This is a genomic window from Thermomonas sp. HDW16 (assembly GCF_011302915.1).
GTDB lineage: Bacteria > Pseudomonadota > Gammaproteobacteria > Xanthomonadales > Xanthomonadaceae > Thermomonas.
The window spans coordinates 113678-129179 of sequence record NZ_CP049872.1; the positions used below are offsets into that span (position 1 = coordinate 113678).

Annotated in this window: 14 protein-coding genes and 1 pseudogene; 5 read left to right on the forward strand and 10 right to left on the reverse strand. The window is 66.6% G+C overall.

Annotation, left to right across the window (positions count from 1 at the left end):
• The first annotated feature begins 2 nt into the window (after positions 1–2).
• From G7079_RS00520 to G7079_RS00535, 4 genes and pseudogenes are all read left to right on the forward strand, one after another.
• A pseudogene (locus G7079_RS00520) lies at positions 3–1261 on the forward strand (NAD(P)/FAD-dependent oxidoreductase).
• Between the two features lie 90 nt (positions 1262–1351).
• On the forward strand, positions 1352–2443 hold the full coding sequence (locus tag G7079_RS00525; RefSeq protein ID WP_166054528.1) for an alkene reductase: 1092 nt from the start codon (positions 1352–1354) through the stop codon (positions 2441–2443).
• Positions 2440–3063, forward strand: coding sequence for a TetR/AcrR family transcriptional regulator (locus G7079_RS00530; protein WP_166054530.1), 624 nt, complete (start codon positions 2440–2442; stop codon positions 3061–3063). Before G7079_RS00525 ends, G7079_RS00530 begins: the two co-directional genes overlap by 4 nt.
• A gap of 11 nt (positions 3064–3074) precedes the next feature.
• The gene (locus G7079_RS00535; protein WP_166054532.1) at positions 3075–3389 is read left to right on the forward strand and encodes a YciI family protein; all 315 of its coding nucleotides are present in this window, start codon (positions 3075–3077) and stop codon (positions 3387–3389) included.
• Here G7079_RS00535 and G7079_RS00540 read toward each other — a convergent pair.
• Together G7079_RS00540 and G7079_RS00545 are read right to left on the reverse strand one after the other, a co-directional pair.
• Complete coding sequence (locus tag G7079_RS00540) at positions 3386–4126, reverse strand: NYN domain-containing protein (protein WP_166054533.1); 741 nt, start codon at positions 4124–4126, stop codon at positions 3386–3388. The two genes, G7079_RS00535 and G7079_RS00540, sit on opposite strands and share 4 nt — an antisense overlap.
• Positions 4127–4191: 65 nt before the next feature.
• The gene (locus G7079_RS00545) at positions 4192–4659 is read right to left on the reverse strand and encodes a DUF1203 domain-containing protein (RefSeq protein ID WP_166054535.1); all 468 of its coding nucleotides are present in this window, start codon (positions 4657–4659) and stop codon (positions 4192–4194) included.
• A gap of 130 nt (positions 4660–4789) precedes the next feature.
• Between G7079_RS00545 and G7079_RS00550 the strand changes: the two genes are divergently transcribed.
• A complete protein-coding gene (locus G7079_RS00550) occupies positions 4790–5422 on the forward strand; it encodes a trimeric intracellular cation channel family protein (RefSeq protein ID WP_166054537.1) in 633 nt (210 codons plus the stop codon).
• 64 nt (positions 5423–5486) lie between these two features.
• On the opposite strand, the gene rpoH is transcribed toward G7079_RS00550, so the two are convergent.
• From rpoH to rhlB, 8 genes are all read right to left on the reverse strand, one after another.
• A complete protein-coding gene (gene rpoH / locus G7079_RS00555) occupies positions 5487–6353 on the reverse strand; it encodes an RNA polymerase sigma factor RpoH (protein WP_166057778.1) in 867 nt (288 codons plus the stop codon).
• A gap of 187 nt (positions 6354–6540) precedes the next feature.
• Positions 6541–9612 (reverse strand): autotransporter domain-containing protein, encoded by a 3072-nt coding sequence (locus G7079_RS00560; protein WP_240906203.1) that lies wholly within the window; start codon positions 9610–9612, stop codon positions 6541–6543.
• Positions 9613–9638: 26 nt separating this feature from the next.
• Positions 9639–10193, reverse strand: coding sequence for a hypothetical protein (locus G7079_RS13485; RefSeq protein WP_166054541.1), 555 nt, complete (start codon positions 10191–10193; stop codon positions 9639–9641).
• Positions 10194–10326: 133 nt separating this feature from the next.
• Complete coding sequence (gene ung / locus G7079_RS00570; RefSeq protein WP_166054543.1) at positions 10327–11016, reverse strand: uracil-DNA glycosylase; 690 nt, start codon at positions 11014–11016, stop codon at positions 10327–10329.
• 42 nt (positions 11017–11058) lie between these two features.
• Positions 11059–11853, reverse strand: a complete 795-nt coding sequence (locus G7079_RS00575) for a response regulator (protein WP_240906296.1) — start codon at positions 11851–11853, stop codon at positions 11059–11061.
• 52 nt (positions 11854–11905) lie between these two features.
• Positions 11906–12865, reverse strand: coding sequence for a permease-like cell division protein FtsX (gene ftsX / locus G7079_RS00580; protein ID WP_166054548.1), 960 nt, complete (start codon positions 12863–12865; stop codon positions 11906–11908).
• On the reverse strand, positions 12858–13547 hold the full coding sequence (gene ftsE / locus G7079_RS00585; protein WP_166054550.1) for a cell division ATP-binding protein FtsE: 690 nt from the start codon (positions 13545–13547) through the stop codon (positions 12858–12860). The genes ftsX and ftsE overlap by 8 nt, the downstream gene beginning before the upstream one ends.
• An 83-nt stretch (positions 13548–13630) precedes the next feature.
• Positions 13631–15301 carry an ATP-dependent RNA helicase RhlB gene (rhlB, locus tag G7079_RS00590; RefSeq protein ID WP_166054552.1) on the reverse strand — a complete coding sequence of 557 codons (1671 nt, stop codon included), beginning with the start codon at positions 15299–15301 and terminating at the stop codon, positions 13631–13633.
• Positions 15302–15502 lie beyond the last annotated feature (201 nt).

Sequence of the window (15502 nt, forward strand, 5' to 3'; positions counted from 1 at the left end):
CGATGCCGCATGTGGTGATCATCGGTGGCGGTTTCGCCGGGTTGTGGGCCACGCGCGCACTGGCATCGGCGAAGGTGCGGATCACCCTGGTCGATCGCGGCAACCACCATCTGTTCCAGCCGCTGCTGTATCAGGTCGCCACCGCCGGCCTGTCCGCGCCCGACATCGCCGCGCCGCTGCGGCAATCCTGCGCAAGCAGGACAACGTCGAAGTGCGGATGGCGACGGTGACCGGCATCGCTGCGAACGCGAAACGAATCACGCTAGACGATGGCAGCACGCTCGATTTCGACTATCTCCTGCTCGCCAGCGGCGCCACCCATGCCTACTTCGGCAACGATGCGTGGGCCGAACACGCACCCGGCCTGAAGACGCTGGATGACGCGCTGGATCTACGACGCAAGCTCCTGCTCGCCTTCGAACGCGCCGAAGCCGCCAGCGATCCTGCAGAACGCGAGGCATGGCTGCACTTCGCCATCGTCGGCGGCGGCCCGACCGGCGTTGAACTCGCCGGCACCCTGGCCGAAATCGCGCGGCACACACTGAAGGATGAATTCCGCAACATCGATCCATCGAAAGCGCGCGTACGCCTGATCGAAGCCGGCCCGCGCGTGCTGGCCGCCTTCCCCGAAGACCTCTCGGCCAAGGCGAAACAGCAGCTGAAAAAACTTGGTGTCGAAGTTTCGCTCGGCATGCCGGTGAAAGAGATCAACGCAGACGGCTACATGCTGGGCGATACCTTCGTTCCCGCGAAGACCGTGGTCTGGGCCGCAGGCGTGGCGGCATCACCCTTGGGCGCGCTGCTGGGCGTGCCGCTGGATCGCGCCGGCCGCGTACGGGTGGAAACCGACCTCAGCATTCCGGGCCATCCTGACATTTTCGTTGCCGGCGACCTGGCCGCGCTGATGCAAGCCGACGGCAAGCCCGTGCCCGGCGTTGCACCGGCCGCCAAGCAGATGGGCCGCGTGGTCGCACACAACATCCGCGCGCGATTGGCAGGCAAACCAACGGAACAGTTCGCATACAAGGACTACGGCAACCTGGCCACCATCGGCCGCATGGCCGCAGTGGTCGATCTTGGGCGATTGAAGTTCTCCGGCATGCTGGCCTGGTGGTTCTGGCTGGTGATGCACGTGTTCTTCCTGATCGGCTTCCGCAACCGGCTGGTGGTGCTGCTCAACTGGACGTGGGCGTATTGGAGCTACCAGCGCGCGGCGCGGATCATCCTGGGCAAGGCGGGGCGCAACGGCCACGGCGGATAAGGCAGGGATTTCCGGCCGGCTTGACGATATAGGTCAATTGTCCTAATTTTACTAGGACGATTGACCTAATAATTGCCGGAGCCGCCGACGATGACCGCATTGTTCTCCCCGCTTTCACTGGGCGATCTGACCCTGTCCAACCGCATCGTGATGGCGCCGATGACCCGCAACCGCGCCGACGAGCATGGCGTGCCCACTCCGATGATGGCGACGCACTACGGGCAGCGCGGCGACGCCGGCCTGATCGTCTCCGAGTCCTCGCCGGTCTCCGCGCAGGGCGTGGGGTATCCGCACACGCCCGGCCTGTTCGATGCCGCGCAGGCGTCGGCATGGCGTGCCGTGACCGATGCCGTACATGCGCGTGGCGGACGCACCTTCGCCCAGCTGCAGCATTGCGGACGGATTTCGCATCCCAGCCTGCAACGCGATGGCGCCCTCCCGGTCGCACCATCGCCGATCCGGCCGCGCGGACAAGCGGTTACCGCCAGCGGCATGCAGGACTTCGTAACGCCATGTGCGCTGCGCGTCGAGGAAATTCCCGGCGTCATCGACCAGTTCAAGCAGGCTGCGCGCCACGCACAAGCGGCAGGTTTCGACGGCGTCGAGATCCATGGCGCCAACGGTTACCTGATCGACCAGTTCCTGCGCGACGGCAGCAACCAGCGCATCGATGCCTACGGCGGCACGCCCGCGCGTCGGCTGACGCTGCTGATGGAGATCATCGAAGCCGTGGCCGAGGTATGGCCGCGCCAACGCATCGGCGTGCGGCTCAGCCCGGAGAACCGCTTCAACGACATGTCGGACAGCGATCCCGCCACCCATTTCGCGTTCCATGTCGGCGAACTGAGCCGCGCAGGGCTGGCCTACCTGCACGTGCTGGAAGGCGACATGTCGAACGACGCCAACGCACTGGATTACCGCGCGCTTCGCCGTTGCTTCGATGGCGCCTACATCGCCAACAACGGCTACGACCGAACGCGGGCGCAGCAAGCCCTGCGCAATGGCGATGCCGACCTGGTGGCCTTCGGCACCGCCTTCCTGGCCAACCCGGACCTGGTCACGCGGCTGCGCCACGGCTGGCCGTTGAACGCAGCCGACCCGAGCACTTTCTACGGCGGCGATGAGCGCGGTTACATCGACTACCCTGCCTACGACATGTCCGCCGAAACCGCCTCCCCATGAGCAAGGCCACCACCACCGCCAGCACCCGCGAACGCATCGTCCAGGCCGCCGACGACCTGTTCTATCGGCGCGGGTTCGAGAAGACCTCGTTCGCCGACATCGCGGCGGATGTCGCACTCGCGCGCGGCAATTTCTACTACCACTTCAAGAGCAAGGACGAGATCCTGGGCGCGGTGATCGCGCTGCGCGCTGCGCGCACCCAGGCGATGCTCGACGGCTGGACGCGCGGCGCAAACACGCCCGTCGATCGGCTGCGCTGCTTCGCCGACATGCTGATCCGCAACCGTAAGGACATCCAGCGCTACGGCTGCCCGGTCGGCACCCTGTGCGCCGAGTTGGCCAAGCTGGAACACGCCGCCAGCGGCGATGCGGGCATGATCTTCGGCCAGTTCCGCGGCTGGCTACGCATGCAGCTCGAGGCACTGGGCCGCAAGGACGATGCCGACATGCTTGCGATGCACCTGTTGTCGCGCAGCCAAGGCATCGCCGCACTGGCCAACGCCTTCCACGACGAAGCCTTCATCCGCCGCGAAGTCGCGCTGATCGATGCGTGGTTGCAGTCGTTGCAACCGATGCCCGAAAAGCATCCGGCGCGACGCACCAAAAACAACGCTCGATAGGGGACGACGCCATGCACATCATCTTCCTCCGCTTCGGCTCGAACCGTGCGCAGGCCAGCGAACATGCCGCCGCGCATCTGCAATGGATCCAGCAAGGCATCAGCAGCGGCGTGTTCCTGCTCGCAGGATCGTTGGATCAGGCGCAGGGCGGCGTGGTACTGGCAACCGGCATCGACCGCGCAGAGATCGAACGCGTTGTGGCCGAAGATCCGTTCGTAGCCCACGGCATCGTCGATGCGGAAATCCGCTCGATCACGCCCGCGCGCATGGCGGAAGGCATGGCCGCGCTGTTGCGTGATGTCGACGAATCAGCTGCGGCTGGCTAGCTTTTTCGCTTGTCCCGCACCTTCACCACCTGTCCTTGACGCTTGGTCTCGAACAGGCCAACCGCCTCGATCAAACTCACCAGCTTGGCGTAGCCGTAGTTGCGCGGATCGAACGAAGCCTGGTTGCGCACCTGCTTGCCCACGGCGGCGAGATTCACCCAGCCGTCTTCATCGTCGTCGTCCGCTTCGGACTCGATCGCGCTGCGCAGCATGTTCACAAGCCGCGTATCGCCGCGCAGTTTCTTGCCGTCCACCGGCTGCACCGCCGGCTGTTCCGTCGTGCTGGCGTCGCGTGCGGCGGCACCGAGCGCTTCCAGGTAGATGAACTGCGAACAGGCGGCGACGAAGGGCTCCGGCGTTTTCGCTTCGCCGAAACCGTACACGCGCAGGCCCGCACTGCGGATGCGCATCACCAGCGGGGTGAAGTCGGCATCGCTGGAGACCAGTGCGAACGCCTGCATCCGCCCGGAAGCCAGCAGGTCCATGGCGTCGATCACCATCGCGATATCGGAGGCGTTCTTGCCCTTGCTGTAGTCGTACAGCTGCACCGGCTGGATGGCGTAGGGATGCAGCGCCTTTTCCCAGCCCTTGAGGCCGGCCTTGGTCCAGTTGCCATAGGCGCGGCGCACGTGCGCCGCTCCATGGCGGGCGACCTCCGCGAGGATCGCTTCGATCTTCGCGGCAGGTGCGTTATCGGCATCGATCAGCAGGGCGATGCTGTTGTCTGCGTCGGCCATGGCACGCTCCGGTGGTGGTCGATGCAGCATAGCCGATGCCCATGACCGGTCATCGTTGGTGATGGCTAGGCACGCTCGATACGACAGGCATAGCAGCCACGACGTGCGTTGTGTGCGTGCAGGAACGCGACCTTCGGGTCGGCGAAGAAACGTTCGATCAACGATTCGAGTTCAGCACCTTCGGCAACCTCGGCATCGCGCATCCAGCCTTCGGTGTCGTAGGCGCGCACCGACAGCAGGCGGCTGTGTTGTTGTTCGGGGATCGCGTTGCGCAGCTCGCCCGTTGCCGTCGCCGATTCGCGGACGAAGATCGGGCCATCGCCGCGATACGGCGAATCGGCATCGAGATGACGCCAGTTGAGCAGCAGCAAGGTTTCGCCGGGTTCGGCATCTTCCAGCGTGATCCGGCAGGGGTAGCCGGGCTTGGCATCTGCCGTCATGCGCGTGATGCCACGCGCACGCAATTCGGTTTCGTCCAACCCGAACAACGACTGGAACGGTGCAAGCGGCAAGCCGCTGACGATGTAATCCATGGGTCGCTCCTTGAATGAAGCGACAGCATCGCAAGCCTGGCAAGGCGGCGAACTCCGTTTCTTGCGCCGCGCATGACAAGTATGCACGCGGCTGCGATCCTGCACGCCATCCACGCCGGAACATCCCATCGTGTCCTTCGCCCTGCAGCTGTTCGACCTGATCGGCATCTTCGTGTTCGCGCTCAGCGGCGGCGTGCTGGCGGTGCGCTATCGGCTGGATCTGTTCGGCGTGCTGGTGCTGGCCTGCGTCACTGCCGTGACCGGCGGCATCGTGCGCGACGTACTGATCGGCGCGATCCCGCCTGCTTCGCTGGCCGATTGGCGCTACCTGGCCACCGCGATCCTGGCCGGCCTGGTGACCTTCTGCTGGAGTGGCGTGATCGAGCGACTGCGCAACCCGGTGCTGATGTTCGATGCCGCCGGCCTGTCGCTGTATGCGGTGCTCGGCACCGGCAAGGCGTTGGCGTTCGGCCTGTCGCCGTTCGCTGCCACCCTGCTCGGGATCATCACCGGCATCGGCGGCGGTATCGCCCGCGACCTGCTGGTGGCGCGCACGCCGGTGGTGCTGCAGCAGACCGAGCTTTATGCGGTGGCGGCGATGGTCGGCGGTGGCATCGTGGCGATCGCGCATGCGCTCGGCTGGCCGCAGGTGCCGGCGATGGTGGTCGGCGCGCTGCTCTGCTTCGTCTTGCGCTTCGGGGCGATCCGCCGCGGCTGGCGGTTGCCGGTGGCACGCGCACCGGACGATCCCGACAAACCCTGATCTCCGAAACGCGAACGGCCCGGATCGCTCCGGGCCGTTTTTGATTGCTTCGATTCGCCGCGGCTTACGCCGCGAACAACGCCTTCATCTTCTTCAGCGCATTCGCCTCGACCTGGCGAATGCGTTCGGCGGAGACGCCGTATTCGTCGGCCAGTTCCTGCAGGGTCACCTTGCTGTCGGCATCCAGCCAGCGGCGCTTGATGATGTCGCGCGAACGCTCATCGAGCTTGGCCATGCCTTCGCGCAGCAGCTCCAGCTGGTTGTCTTCGCTGTCGGCGGATTCGTAGGCTTCGGCCGGGTCCACGTCATTGTTTGCGACGAGGTAGTTGGCCGGTGCCGGCGGGGCGTGGTCGTCGTCGGCATCATCCGGCGCATCGAAACCGATGTCGCGACCGGACAGGCGCGATTCCATTTCCAGCACTTCGCGTTCGCTGACGTTGAGGTCCTTCGCCACCGCACTGACTTCGGCCGCACTCAACCAACCCAGGCGCTTCTTGCTCTTGCGCAGGTTGAAAAACAGCTTGCGCTGCGCCTTGGTGGTGGCGACTTTCACGATGCGCCAGTTCTTGATGATGTATTCGTGCATCTCCGCACGAATCCAGTGCACCGCAAAGCTGACCAGGCGCACGCCGACCGTGGGGTCGAAGCGCTTCACCGCCTTCATCAGGCCGATATTGCCTTCCTGCACCAGGTCGCCCAGCTGCAGGCCGTAGCCGCTGTAACCGCGGGCGACGTGGATGACGAAACGCAGGTGCGACAGGATCAGTTCCTGCGCCGCGGCGATGTCGTTGTCTTCGCGCAGGCGACGCGCGAGGCGCTGCTCGTCCTCGACGGACAGCACCGGGATCTGGTGCACGGCACCGATGTACGCCTCCATCGAACCGAGCGTGCTCGGGATCGGCAGGTTGTTGGCGACCAATGCTTGGGACATCGAGACCTCTTTCATGTGGGTGATTTTAGCAGTCGCCATATCTGACTGCTAACCCTGCCAAAAGTTCATTAGTGTTCCGTTTATGGAACGATGGGCCGCACCAGCCCCCTCGCGCCACAGGAACGTCATGGGGACTATCAGGCGGGGGACAAGGCCCGGGCCGGCATGACGCCGACCCGGGAATCTGTCAGGGCTGGGGACGGGCCGAACCGGCCGTCAACATCCCCGTCTGATCACCCGGCTGCAGCATTGTCTGGCTCGGGCTCAGGCGCGGCAGCTGTCCGTAGGACAGGCGGATGCCGAAGGTATTGGCGAACAGGTCGCGGGCCTGCTCACGGCGGTATTCGAAAGCCAGGTTCCAGCCGTTGCCGAAGGCCATGTCGATGCCCGCACCGAAGCTCGCCACATCGTCGTTGTAGCTGCGCAGGCCCAGCAGATAGTCGCCGCTGCGCGGCAGCACCACGTAGTTGATGCCCGCATCGGCGTTGTTCTGCAGCGACTGCCGCCATTCCAGCATCCAGTAAGGCCGGATCATCGCCGTGTCGGTGCTGAAGGCGTAACGCCCCTCCACGCCTAGCGCCGCCGTGCTGCTGTCCACGTCCTGTTTGGCGTACTGCAAGTCGTAGATGCCCAACCCGGCCTCGCGGTAGGCGTCCAGCGTGGTGCGGCTGCTGTCCAGGCGGCCATAGCCGGTGTAGGCACCGTTCCCGGCGCGGTGCTCGTAACCCAGCGTCAGCGATCCGAACAGCTGGTCGCCATCGCGCTTGGCGGTCGCCGTGGCATTGGCCACCGCACTCCAGCGGACGATGTCGAAGTCCAGCCGCCCCCAGCCCAGGATGCCGTCCACGAACCACGCGTCCGCGCGCCACAGCCCGTACAGGGCCAGCGAGCGCTGGCGTGCATCCAGCGAGGAACGGCCATCGTCGAGGTCGCTGTCGTTCCAGCCGAAGCCGCCGGCCGCACCCAGCACCGCGTTGTCGCCGATCAGGCGATCCACGCCGAAGGTCACGCCGTCACTGTGGAAGTCGAAGCCCTCGCGGGTGCTGCGTGCATCGCGCTCGCCCACCACCACCGACCCGGCGCTCCAGAAGCCCCAGCCCTGCGGCATCGTCGGGGTCATCCCGGCCTGCCCGGCATTGAGCGTCAGGCCCAGTTGGCCCAGGCTGCCGCCCACCCGCAGCGCCACCGTGTTGGACGAGGCATTGCCGCCGCTGCGCAGCTGCTGCAGGCGGCCACGGATGTTGTCCTGCTGCACCTGTGCGAAGCGCACGCTGGCATCCACCTGCGCCTGCAGGCCGCCGGCCACCGAGGGATCCTTCGTCGGGTCCGGGCGGTCGCTCACGGTCAGGGTGATGCTGATCGAGGCGGCTTGGTAATTGGTGGTGGCCGCCTGCGTCGCGGTGAGCGTGGTGCTGCCTGCACCCACCAGCGTCACGGTGGTACCGCTGACCGTGGCCACCTGCGCGTTGCTGCTGGCGAAGGTGAAAGTGCCCGGGCTGGTGCTGGCCGGGGCGGGCAGGTCGAACGCAGCCTCACCGTAGACCTTGCTGATGTCCGTGGTCCATCCCAGCACGGGTGCCGCCTTGCCGATCATCACCGTAAGCGTCGCTTGCGGTGCGGCGCTGTAACTGGTGTTGCCGGCCTGGTCGGCGGTGATGGTGCAGGTACCGGCCGACAGCATCGTGACCGTGCTGCCGGCGACCGAGCACACGCCCGATGTCGTCGTAGCAAACACTACCGGATTGCCCGAGGCACCGCCCGTGGCCGCGACACTGAACGTACCACCCGGCGCATAGGTCGGCGTGGCGGGAGTGGCCGCAAAGCCGGCGATCGCCTGCGTGGCCTGGCTGATGGTGATGGTCTGCGTCACCTGCGTGGCGGCGGTGTAGTTCGCATCGCCGGCCTGGTCGGCGGCGATGGTGCAAGTGCCGGCGGACAGCATCGTCACCGTGCTGCCGCTGATCGAACAGACGGTCCCGGTCAGCGAGGAATAACTGACCGCGAGACCGCTGCTGGCGGTCGCCAGCGGGTTGAGGGCAAACGTCCCGTTCGGTGCGTAGGTCTGGTTCGTCTGCGCACCGAAGGTGATGGTCTGCGTCGCTTGGCCGATCACCGCATTCAGCATCTCCTGCGTGGCGGCGGTGTAGTTCGCATCGCCGGCCTGGTCCGCCGTCAACGAACAAGTGCCGGCCGACAGCATCGTGACTGTGCTGCCACTGACCGTACAGATGCTCGGTGAGGTGGAAGCAAACGTCACCGGGTTGCCCGAAGCACCGCCCGTGGCGCTGACGCTGAACGTGCCATTCGGTGCATAGGTTGGTGCGGCAGGATTGGCCGCAAAGCCGGTGATCGTCTGCGTGGCCTGACTGATGGCGATGGTCTGGCTCACCGGGGTTGCGGCGGTGTAGTTCGCATCGCCAGCTTGGTCGGCGGCAATGGTGCAGGTGCCGGCGGACAGCATCGTCACCGTGGTGTTGCTAATCGTGCACACGCCGGTCGTTTGCGAGGTGTAGCTGATCGCCAAGCCGCTGCTGGCGGTGGCGACCGGGTTCAAGGCGAAGGTGCCGTTCGGCGCGAAGGCCTGGTTCGCTTGCACGTCGAAGGTGATGGTCTGCGACTGCTGCCCCACCAGCACGCCCGTCGTCCCCGCGACATTGTTCAGGGTCAGGTCGGCATCGTTACCCACGGCATCCTGCACGCTGCCGCCGTTGGCCGAAAGCGCGCCCAGGGCGATGCCGTCGTTGTCGCTATCGCCCGCGACCACGGTGTAGCGGAACACCAGCGCGTTGCTGCCGGAGCCGGACAGGTAAGCCGCCTGCACGGTGGTGGTGCCGATCACCACCGCCAGCTGCGGGGTACCGGTGACCGTGACCGCTTCATTGAAGGTCACCGTGAAGTCCAGCGTCTCACCGCTCAGATAGCGCCCAGCGGCAGGCACGGCCACGGACGTCACCGCCGGCGGCGGTATGTAGGTGTACTGGCTTGCTGCACTGGTGCCGCCCGGCGTGGTCACGATGACATCCACGGTGCCGCTGCCTGCTGGTGCGGTGGCGGTGATCTGGGTATCAGTGTCGACCGTAAAAGAGCTGGCTACGGTTGTGCCGAAGTTCACCGCCGTGGCGCCGGTGAGACGGGTGCCGGTAATAGTGACCGTTGTCCCGCCTGCGGCCGGGCCGCTGGCGGGCGACAAGCCTGTAACTGTGGGAACTGGGGGTACGTAACTCGCGCAGATCTCTGCTTCACCATCGCCAGACTGCATGCCAGCCTGGTTGTAGATGACGTTCGTCAGGCCGCCGGTATAGGAGGCGCCGCCACCGCCACCGCCACCGCCACCGCCAGCGTTATTACCGCCGCCGCCGCCGGTGGCCGCACTGGCTCCATAGCCACCGCCACCGCCACCGCCGCCGCCGCCGCTGCTACTACTACCGCCGACGCCGCCGGGCTGGAAGGCGCCTGCGGGGAAACCGCTGGATGTGCCCCCGCCGCTGCCGCCGCTGCCCCGCCGCCGCTGCCGCCGCTGCGGCCGTCACCGCCGCCACCCTCGCCGCCGATGCCGGAGCCGTCGCCGCCGTAGCCGCCGCCGCCGCCCGCGACAGCAATCACAAAATTACCAGTAACTTTCGTCAGGCTGGTACCGCCGCCGCCGCTGTAGCCGCCCCCGTAGCGGTTGCCGCCGCCGCCGCCGCCGCGGCCGCCGCCGCTGCCGTCGCTACCGCCAATCACAACCTGGAAGGTGTCGCCCGCGCTCACGCTCAGCGTCCCCGCCACTAGACCGCCGTAGCCGCCACCTATGTCGCCGCCCAGCCGCAGGCCAACACCACCAATGCCATGCGCAGCCACGGGCGCCGCCCGGCCTTTTGATTCTTCCCCAACATGTGCAGTCCCCTGTGGTCGACATGAACTGTGACCGAGGCCTCGTTTTACCCCGCGGCCTCCCGGCCTGCAAGCGGCGGGCCGCACCTGCGGGCAGCGTTCAGCCGATGCCGGATGGCAGTACCCAGTCGATCGGCGTCTGCCCGGTACGAGCCAGGAATTGGTTGGCGGCGGAGAAATGCCCGCACCCCAAGAAGCCGCGATGGGCGGACAGCGGCGAGGGATGCGGGGCCTTCAGCACCCGATGCCGGCGGGCGTCGATCACCTTGCCCTTGGCCTGCGCGTAGCTGCCCCAGAGCAGGAAGACCAGGTTCTCGCGCTCGCGGTTGAGCACGTCCACCACGTGGTCGGTGAAGCCTTCCCAGCCCTTGCCCTGGTGCGAGCCGGGCTGGCCGGCTTCCACCGTCAGCACGCTGTTGAGCAGCAGCACGCCCTGCCTAGCCCACGGCAGCAGGCAGCCGTGATCGGGGCGGACGAAGCCTGTATCGCTGGCCAGTTCCTTGTAGATGTTGTGCAGCGACGGCGGCACATCGACCCCGGGCAACACCGAAAAGCACAGCCCGTGCGCCTGTCCGGGGCCGTGGTACGGATCCTGGCCGAGGATCACGACTTTCACCGCATCGAACGGGGTGGCGTCGAAGGCGGCGAAGATGTCCGGGCCGGCGGGATAGATGGTGGCGCCGGCCGCCTTGCGCTGACGCAGGAAGGCCGAGAGCTGCTGCATGTCCTCGCGCGCGAACCAGTCGCCGATGCGGGCTTTCCAACTGGGTTCGAGGCGGATGTCAGCCATGTGTCGCGCGAACCGAGCGTCCGGGCTTCATCGCGCTCTTCCTCACTGCGTTCCAGGCTCCGGCAGCTTCGCCAACCGCAGCTGGAACAGCGCCTTGGTCACCAGCAGGCGTTCCTCGATGGGCTTGAGCACCAGGTCATTGGCGCCTTCGCGCAACAGTGCGGCCTGGTTGTCGCGGTTGTCCTCGCCAGTCATCACCAACACTGGCAGGCGGCGCTTGCCGTAGCGGAACACGCCGCGGATCTGGTTGAGCAGTTCGCGGCCACTGAGTGCGCCTTTCAGGTACACGTCGGTCAGCACCAAATCGGCGCCGACATCGCCATCGCTGCGGCCGATGTACTTGTGCAGGTGCTCCAGCGCGTCTTCGGCGCTGATCACGTGCAACACCTGCATGTTCTGCCGTTCCAGCATGCGCTTGGTCGCCACCGCCACCACCCGGCTGTCCTCGACGTAGAGGATGCGTGCGCCTTCGATCGGCGCCGGCTGCACGTAGCCGCGGATGAAGGCGGCCAAGGCGCCGTGGCCGAGCGACTTGTCGAAATAGTCGGTGATGTCTTCGGTGAAGGCGCGGGTCTCAAGCGCTTCCTGCGCATTGCCGGAGACCACGATGATCGGCACGTAGGCTTGGCCCGCGGCTTCGCGCACCATTCGCGCCAAGGCCAGGCCATCGCCATCGGGCAGCACCAGTGCGGTGGTGACGAGGTCGACCGCGCCTGCGGCCAGCGCCGTGCGCGCATCGTCCAGGCCGCTACAGGCGATGACATCGGCATTGGGCAATTCGCGCAGCAGGGTGTCGCCGATCAGCTTGCGCACCAGTTTGCTGCCATCGACCACCATCACCCGCGGCGCATCGCTGACCACGTGGCGAAGATCCTGCTTCACCGCCATATCAGCGCCCTACCGGCCGGGTCTGGCGCAGGTAATGGCCGGTCACCAGGCCCGCACCCAACCAGCCCAACAGGCCGGCGGCGACCAGCACGCAGGCCGCCGGAAGCGGATCCAGCCCATGCAAGGTGAAACCGCTGCCGTATTCCGCGGCAAGATCGGCCAGCGGTTGGCGCAATGCCATCCATGCGGCGGTCAATACGGCGAGCGCCAATGCACCTGCGCCAAGGCCGTACCACACGCCGAGATACAGGAACGGCCGACGCACGAAGCCGTCGCTGGCACCGAGCAATTGCAGCACGCCGATTTCCTCGCGCCGCGACTGGATGTCCAGTCGCACGGTATTCCCGACCACCAACAGGGCACCGAGGCCCAGCAGCATGGCCAGCACCAGCACCGCGCGGCCGCCGAAGCGCAGCCATGCGTCCAGGCGTTCGCGCCAGATCGCATCGTGCTGCACGCGTTCGGCCTCGGGCAGGGTTTTCAGCGATTCGGCCAGCAACAGCTCGTCGCCCTTCGGGCTGACGCGCAGGACACTCGGCAACGCGGCCCGCGCCTGCTCCGCACCCAGTGCGTCGATCGCCGCGGCCAGGTCGGGGCGGGCGCGCAATTGCTCCAGCGCCTGCTGCGGCGTGACCAGTTCGACCTTGGCGACATCGCCGCGGGCGCGCAACGAATCGGCGATGACTTGTGCTTTCGCGGCATCGACCTCGGTGTTGAGAAACACCGCGATTTCGCGCGATTCGCGCACTTCGCCGCCCAGCCGCGCCACGTTGTCCAGCACCAGCCATAGGCCCAGCGGCAAGGCCAGCGCCACCCCCATCACGCCGATGGTGAGCAAGGTGGCCCACGGCTTGCGCAGCATGCGGCCCAGGCTGGCGACGATGCTGTAGCCGTGATGGTCGAGCCAGGCGCCGAAGCGGCTCGAATGCACGGCGCGCTCATTGACGTGCCGATCACTCATCGGCCAGGTCCTCCGGTGAGATGTCGTCCACCAGTCGGCCATGGTCGAGCACCAACACGCGCTTCTTCATGCGCTTGACCAGCCCGAGGTCGTGACTGGCGACCAGCACGCTGGTGCCGCGCTCCGGCAGTGCCGCGAACAGCGCCAGAATTTCGGCCGACAAGGTGGGGTCGAGATTGCCGGTGGGTTCGTCGGCGATCAGCATCGCCGGCTCGGCGATCACCGCACGGGCGATGCCAACACGCTGTTGTTCGCCGGCCGACAATTGCGAAGGCAACGCGCGCTCGCGTTCGCCCAGCCCGAGCTTCTCCAGCAACACGCGTACGCGCTTGCCGATCTCGCCACGGCGCATGCCGCGCAGGATCAGCGGCAACGCCACGTTCTCGGCCACGCTGCGATCCATCAGCAACTGGTGGTTCTGGTAGACCACGCCGACTTCGCGACGATGGTGGGCAATACGGCCACCGCGCACCTTCAGCAGGTTGCGCTCGGAAAACAGCACCGCGCCACGGGAGGGGCGTTCGGCCAACTGGATCAGCTTGAGCAAGGTGCTCTTGCCGGCACCGGAATGACCGGTGACGAACAGCATTTCACCGGCTTCGACCGAAAAATCGACCTCGGCCAAGGCGACGTGGCCGCCCGGGTATTGCTTGCTGACGTTATCGAAACGCAGAACCGTCATGCGCGGGCGTCGTGCGAGGGAAGCCGCAGTATCGCCCGTGGCGCTGGCCGCGGCCAGCGCGAACTTGCAGAAGCGTGGCGCGCTTAGTGCTGCTTGCTGGGCGAGCGGGTGACCAGCGATTTCAACCCGCGGCCAATGCGGGCCAGCAGCGACGGTGGCGGCGGCGCGGCGGCCGCCACAGGCGCCGAAACGGACGACTGCGACTGCGTGGCGGCTTCGCCATTCTCGATGCGCTGGCCGCCACGACGGCGACGGCGCTTGCGCGCGGGACGCTCACCCTCGACCGGCGCGAGTTTCGGCACGGCGGGTGCTGCAGCCGTGGTCGTGGCCGGCGTGGCTTCGCCCTCCACCCGCGGCTTGCGCGGCGGACGCGGGCCACGCTCACGGCGTTCGCCAGAACCGGAACCCGAACGCGGGCCGCTGCGTTCGCCACGGCCACCCGGACGGCCGCCACTGCGGCCACCGCCACGCTTGGCGTCCTCGGCGGCGCGCGCCTCGCGCACTTCCTTGAAGATCTCGCCGATGCTCTCGCCCTCTTCGGCATCGACCTCCACGCCTTCGCGCGGCTTGCGCGGGATCGCAACCAGCATCTCCGGGGTGACGTGTTCACCCGGGATTTTCTGGTCGATGTAAGCCTCGATGTCGGGCAGCGACATGCCGTAACGCTCGCAGGCGAAACTGATCGCGTCGCCTTCGGCGCCAAGGCGGGCGGTACGGCCGATGCGGTGCACGTAGTCTTCGGCATCGAACGGCAGGTCGTAGTTGTAGACGTGCGAGACACCGTCGATGTGCAGACCGCGCGCGGCCACGTCGGTGGCCACCAGCAGTTCCAGCTGGCCGGCCTGGAATTTCTTCAGCAGCGATTCGCGCTTCTTCTGCGGTACGTCGCCGCTGAGCACGCCGACCCGATAGCCGGCGCGTTCCAGCGCGCGCGCGACGCGTTCGACGAAGGCCTTGGTGTTGACGAAGACCATGGTGCGCGCGCCTTCGCTGCGCGACAAAAGGCCGATCAGCAGCGGGATCTTCTCTTCATCGGCCGGGTAATACACCTTCTGGCGCACGCGCGCGGCGGTGATCGATTCGGTTTCGACGACAAGCTTTTCCGGCTCGTTCATGTGCTCGTAGGCCAGCTCCAGCACGCGATGGCTGAGGGTGGCGCTGAACAGCAGGGTCTGGCGTTCGGTGCGCACCGGCATGCGCCGCAGCAGGAAGCGGATGTCCTTGATGAAGCCGAGGTCGAACATGCGGTCGGCCTCGTCCAGCACGCACATCTCGCAGGCGTGCAGGCTGACCACCTTGTGCTGCTTGACGTAGTCGATCAACCGGCCGGGGGTAGCGATGATGACGTCGGCACCACGTTGCAGCAGTTCGCGCTGCTTGTCGTAATCCACGCCGCCGTAGACCAGGGCGAACTTCAGGCCGAGGTCGGAGGCGAACTTCACCGCGTCCTTGTGGATCTGGATGGCCAGCTCGCGGGTGGGCGCCAGGATCAGTGCACGTGGGTCTTCCGGCTTGCGGTCGGCCAGCGCCGGGCGCTTGAGCAGGCGGTCGATCACCGCGACCAGGAAGGCCAGGGTCTTGCCGGTGCCGGTCTGCGCCTGGCCGGCCACGTCGCGGCCGTTCAGCGCCAACGGCAAGGTCAGCGCCTGGATCGGCGTGCAGCGGGTGAAGCCGGCGGCCTCCAGCCCGGCCAACAGGCTTGGATGCAGGTCGAAGGAGGAAAAAGTGATATCGGTCAGGGGTTTATCGGACACGGAGGCGGCCTCTGGCGGCGCGGCAGGCGTGTCCATCGGAACATCGCGTGCACGGTCGCACTTGTATGAATAGGGGGCAGCCACGCAGACTGTCCGGGAGATTCCGGGGCTGTTGATTCCCGGCACGGCACCTTGAAACCCATGGTGCATCCCCACAGTTTACCATCCCGGCGCAGTCGCCCCGGGCCCTGCTTCTGGAGC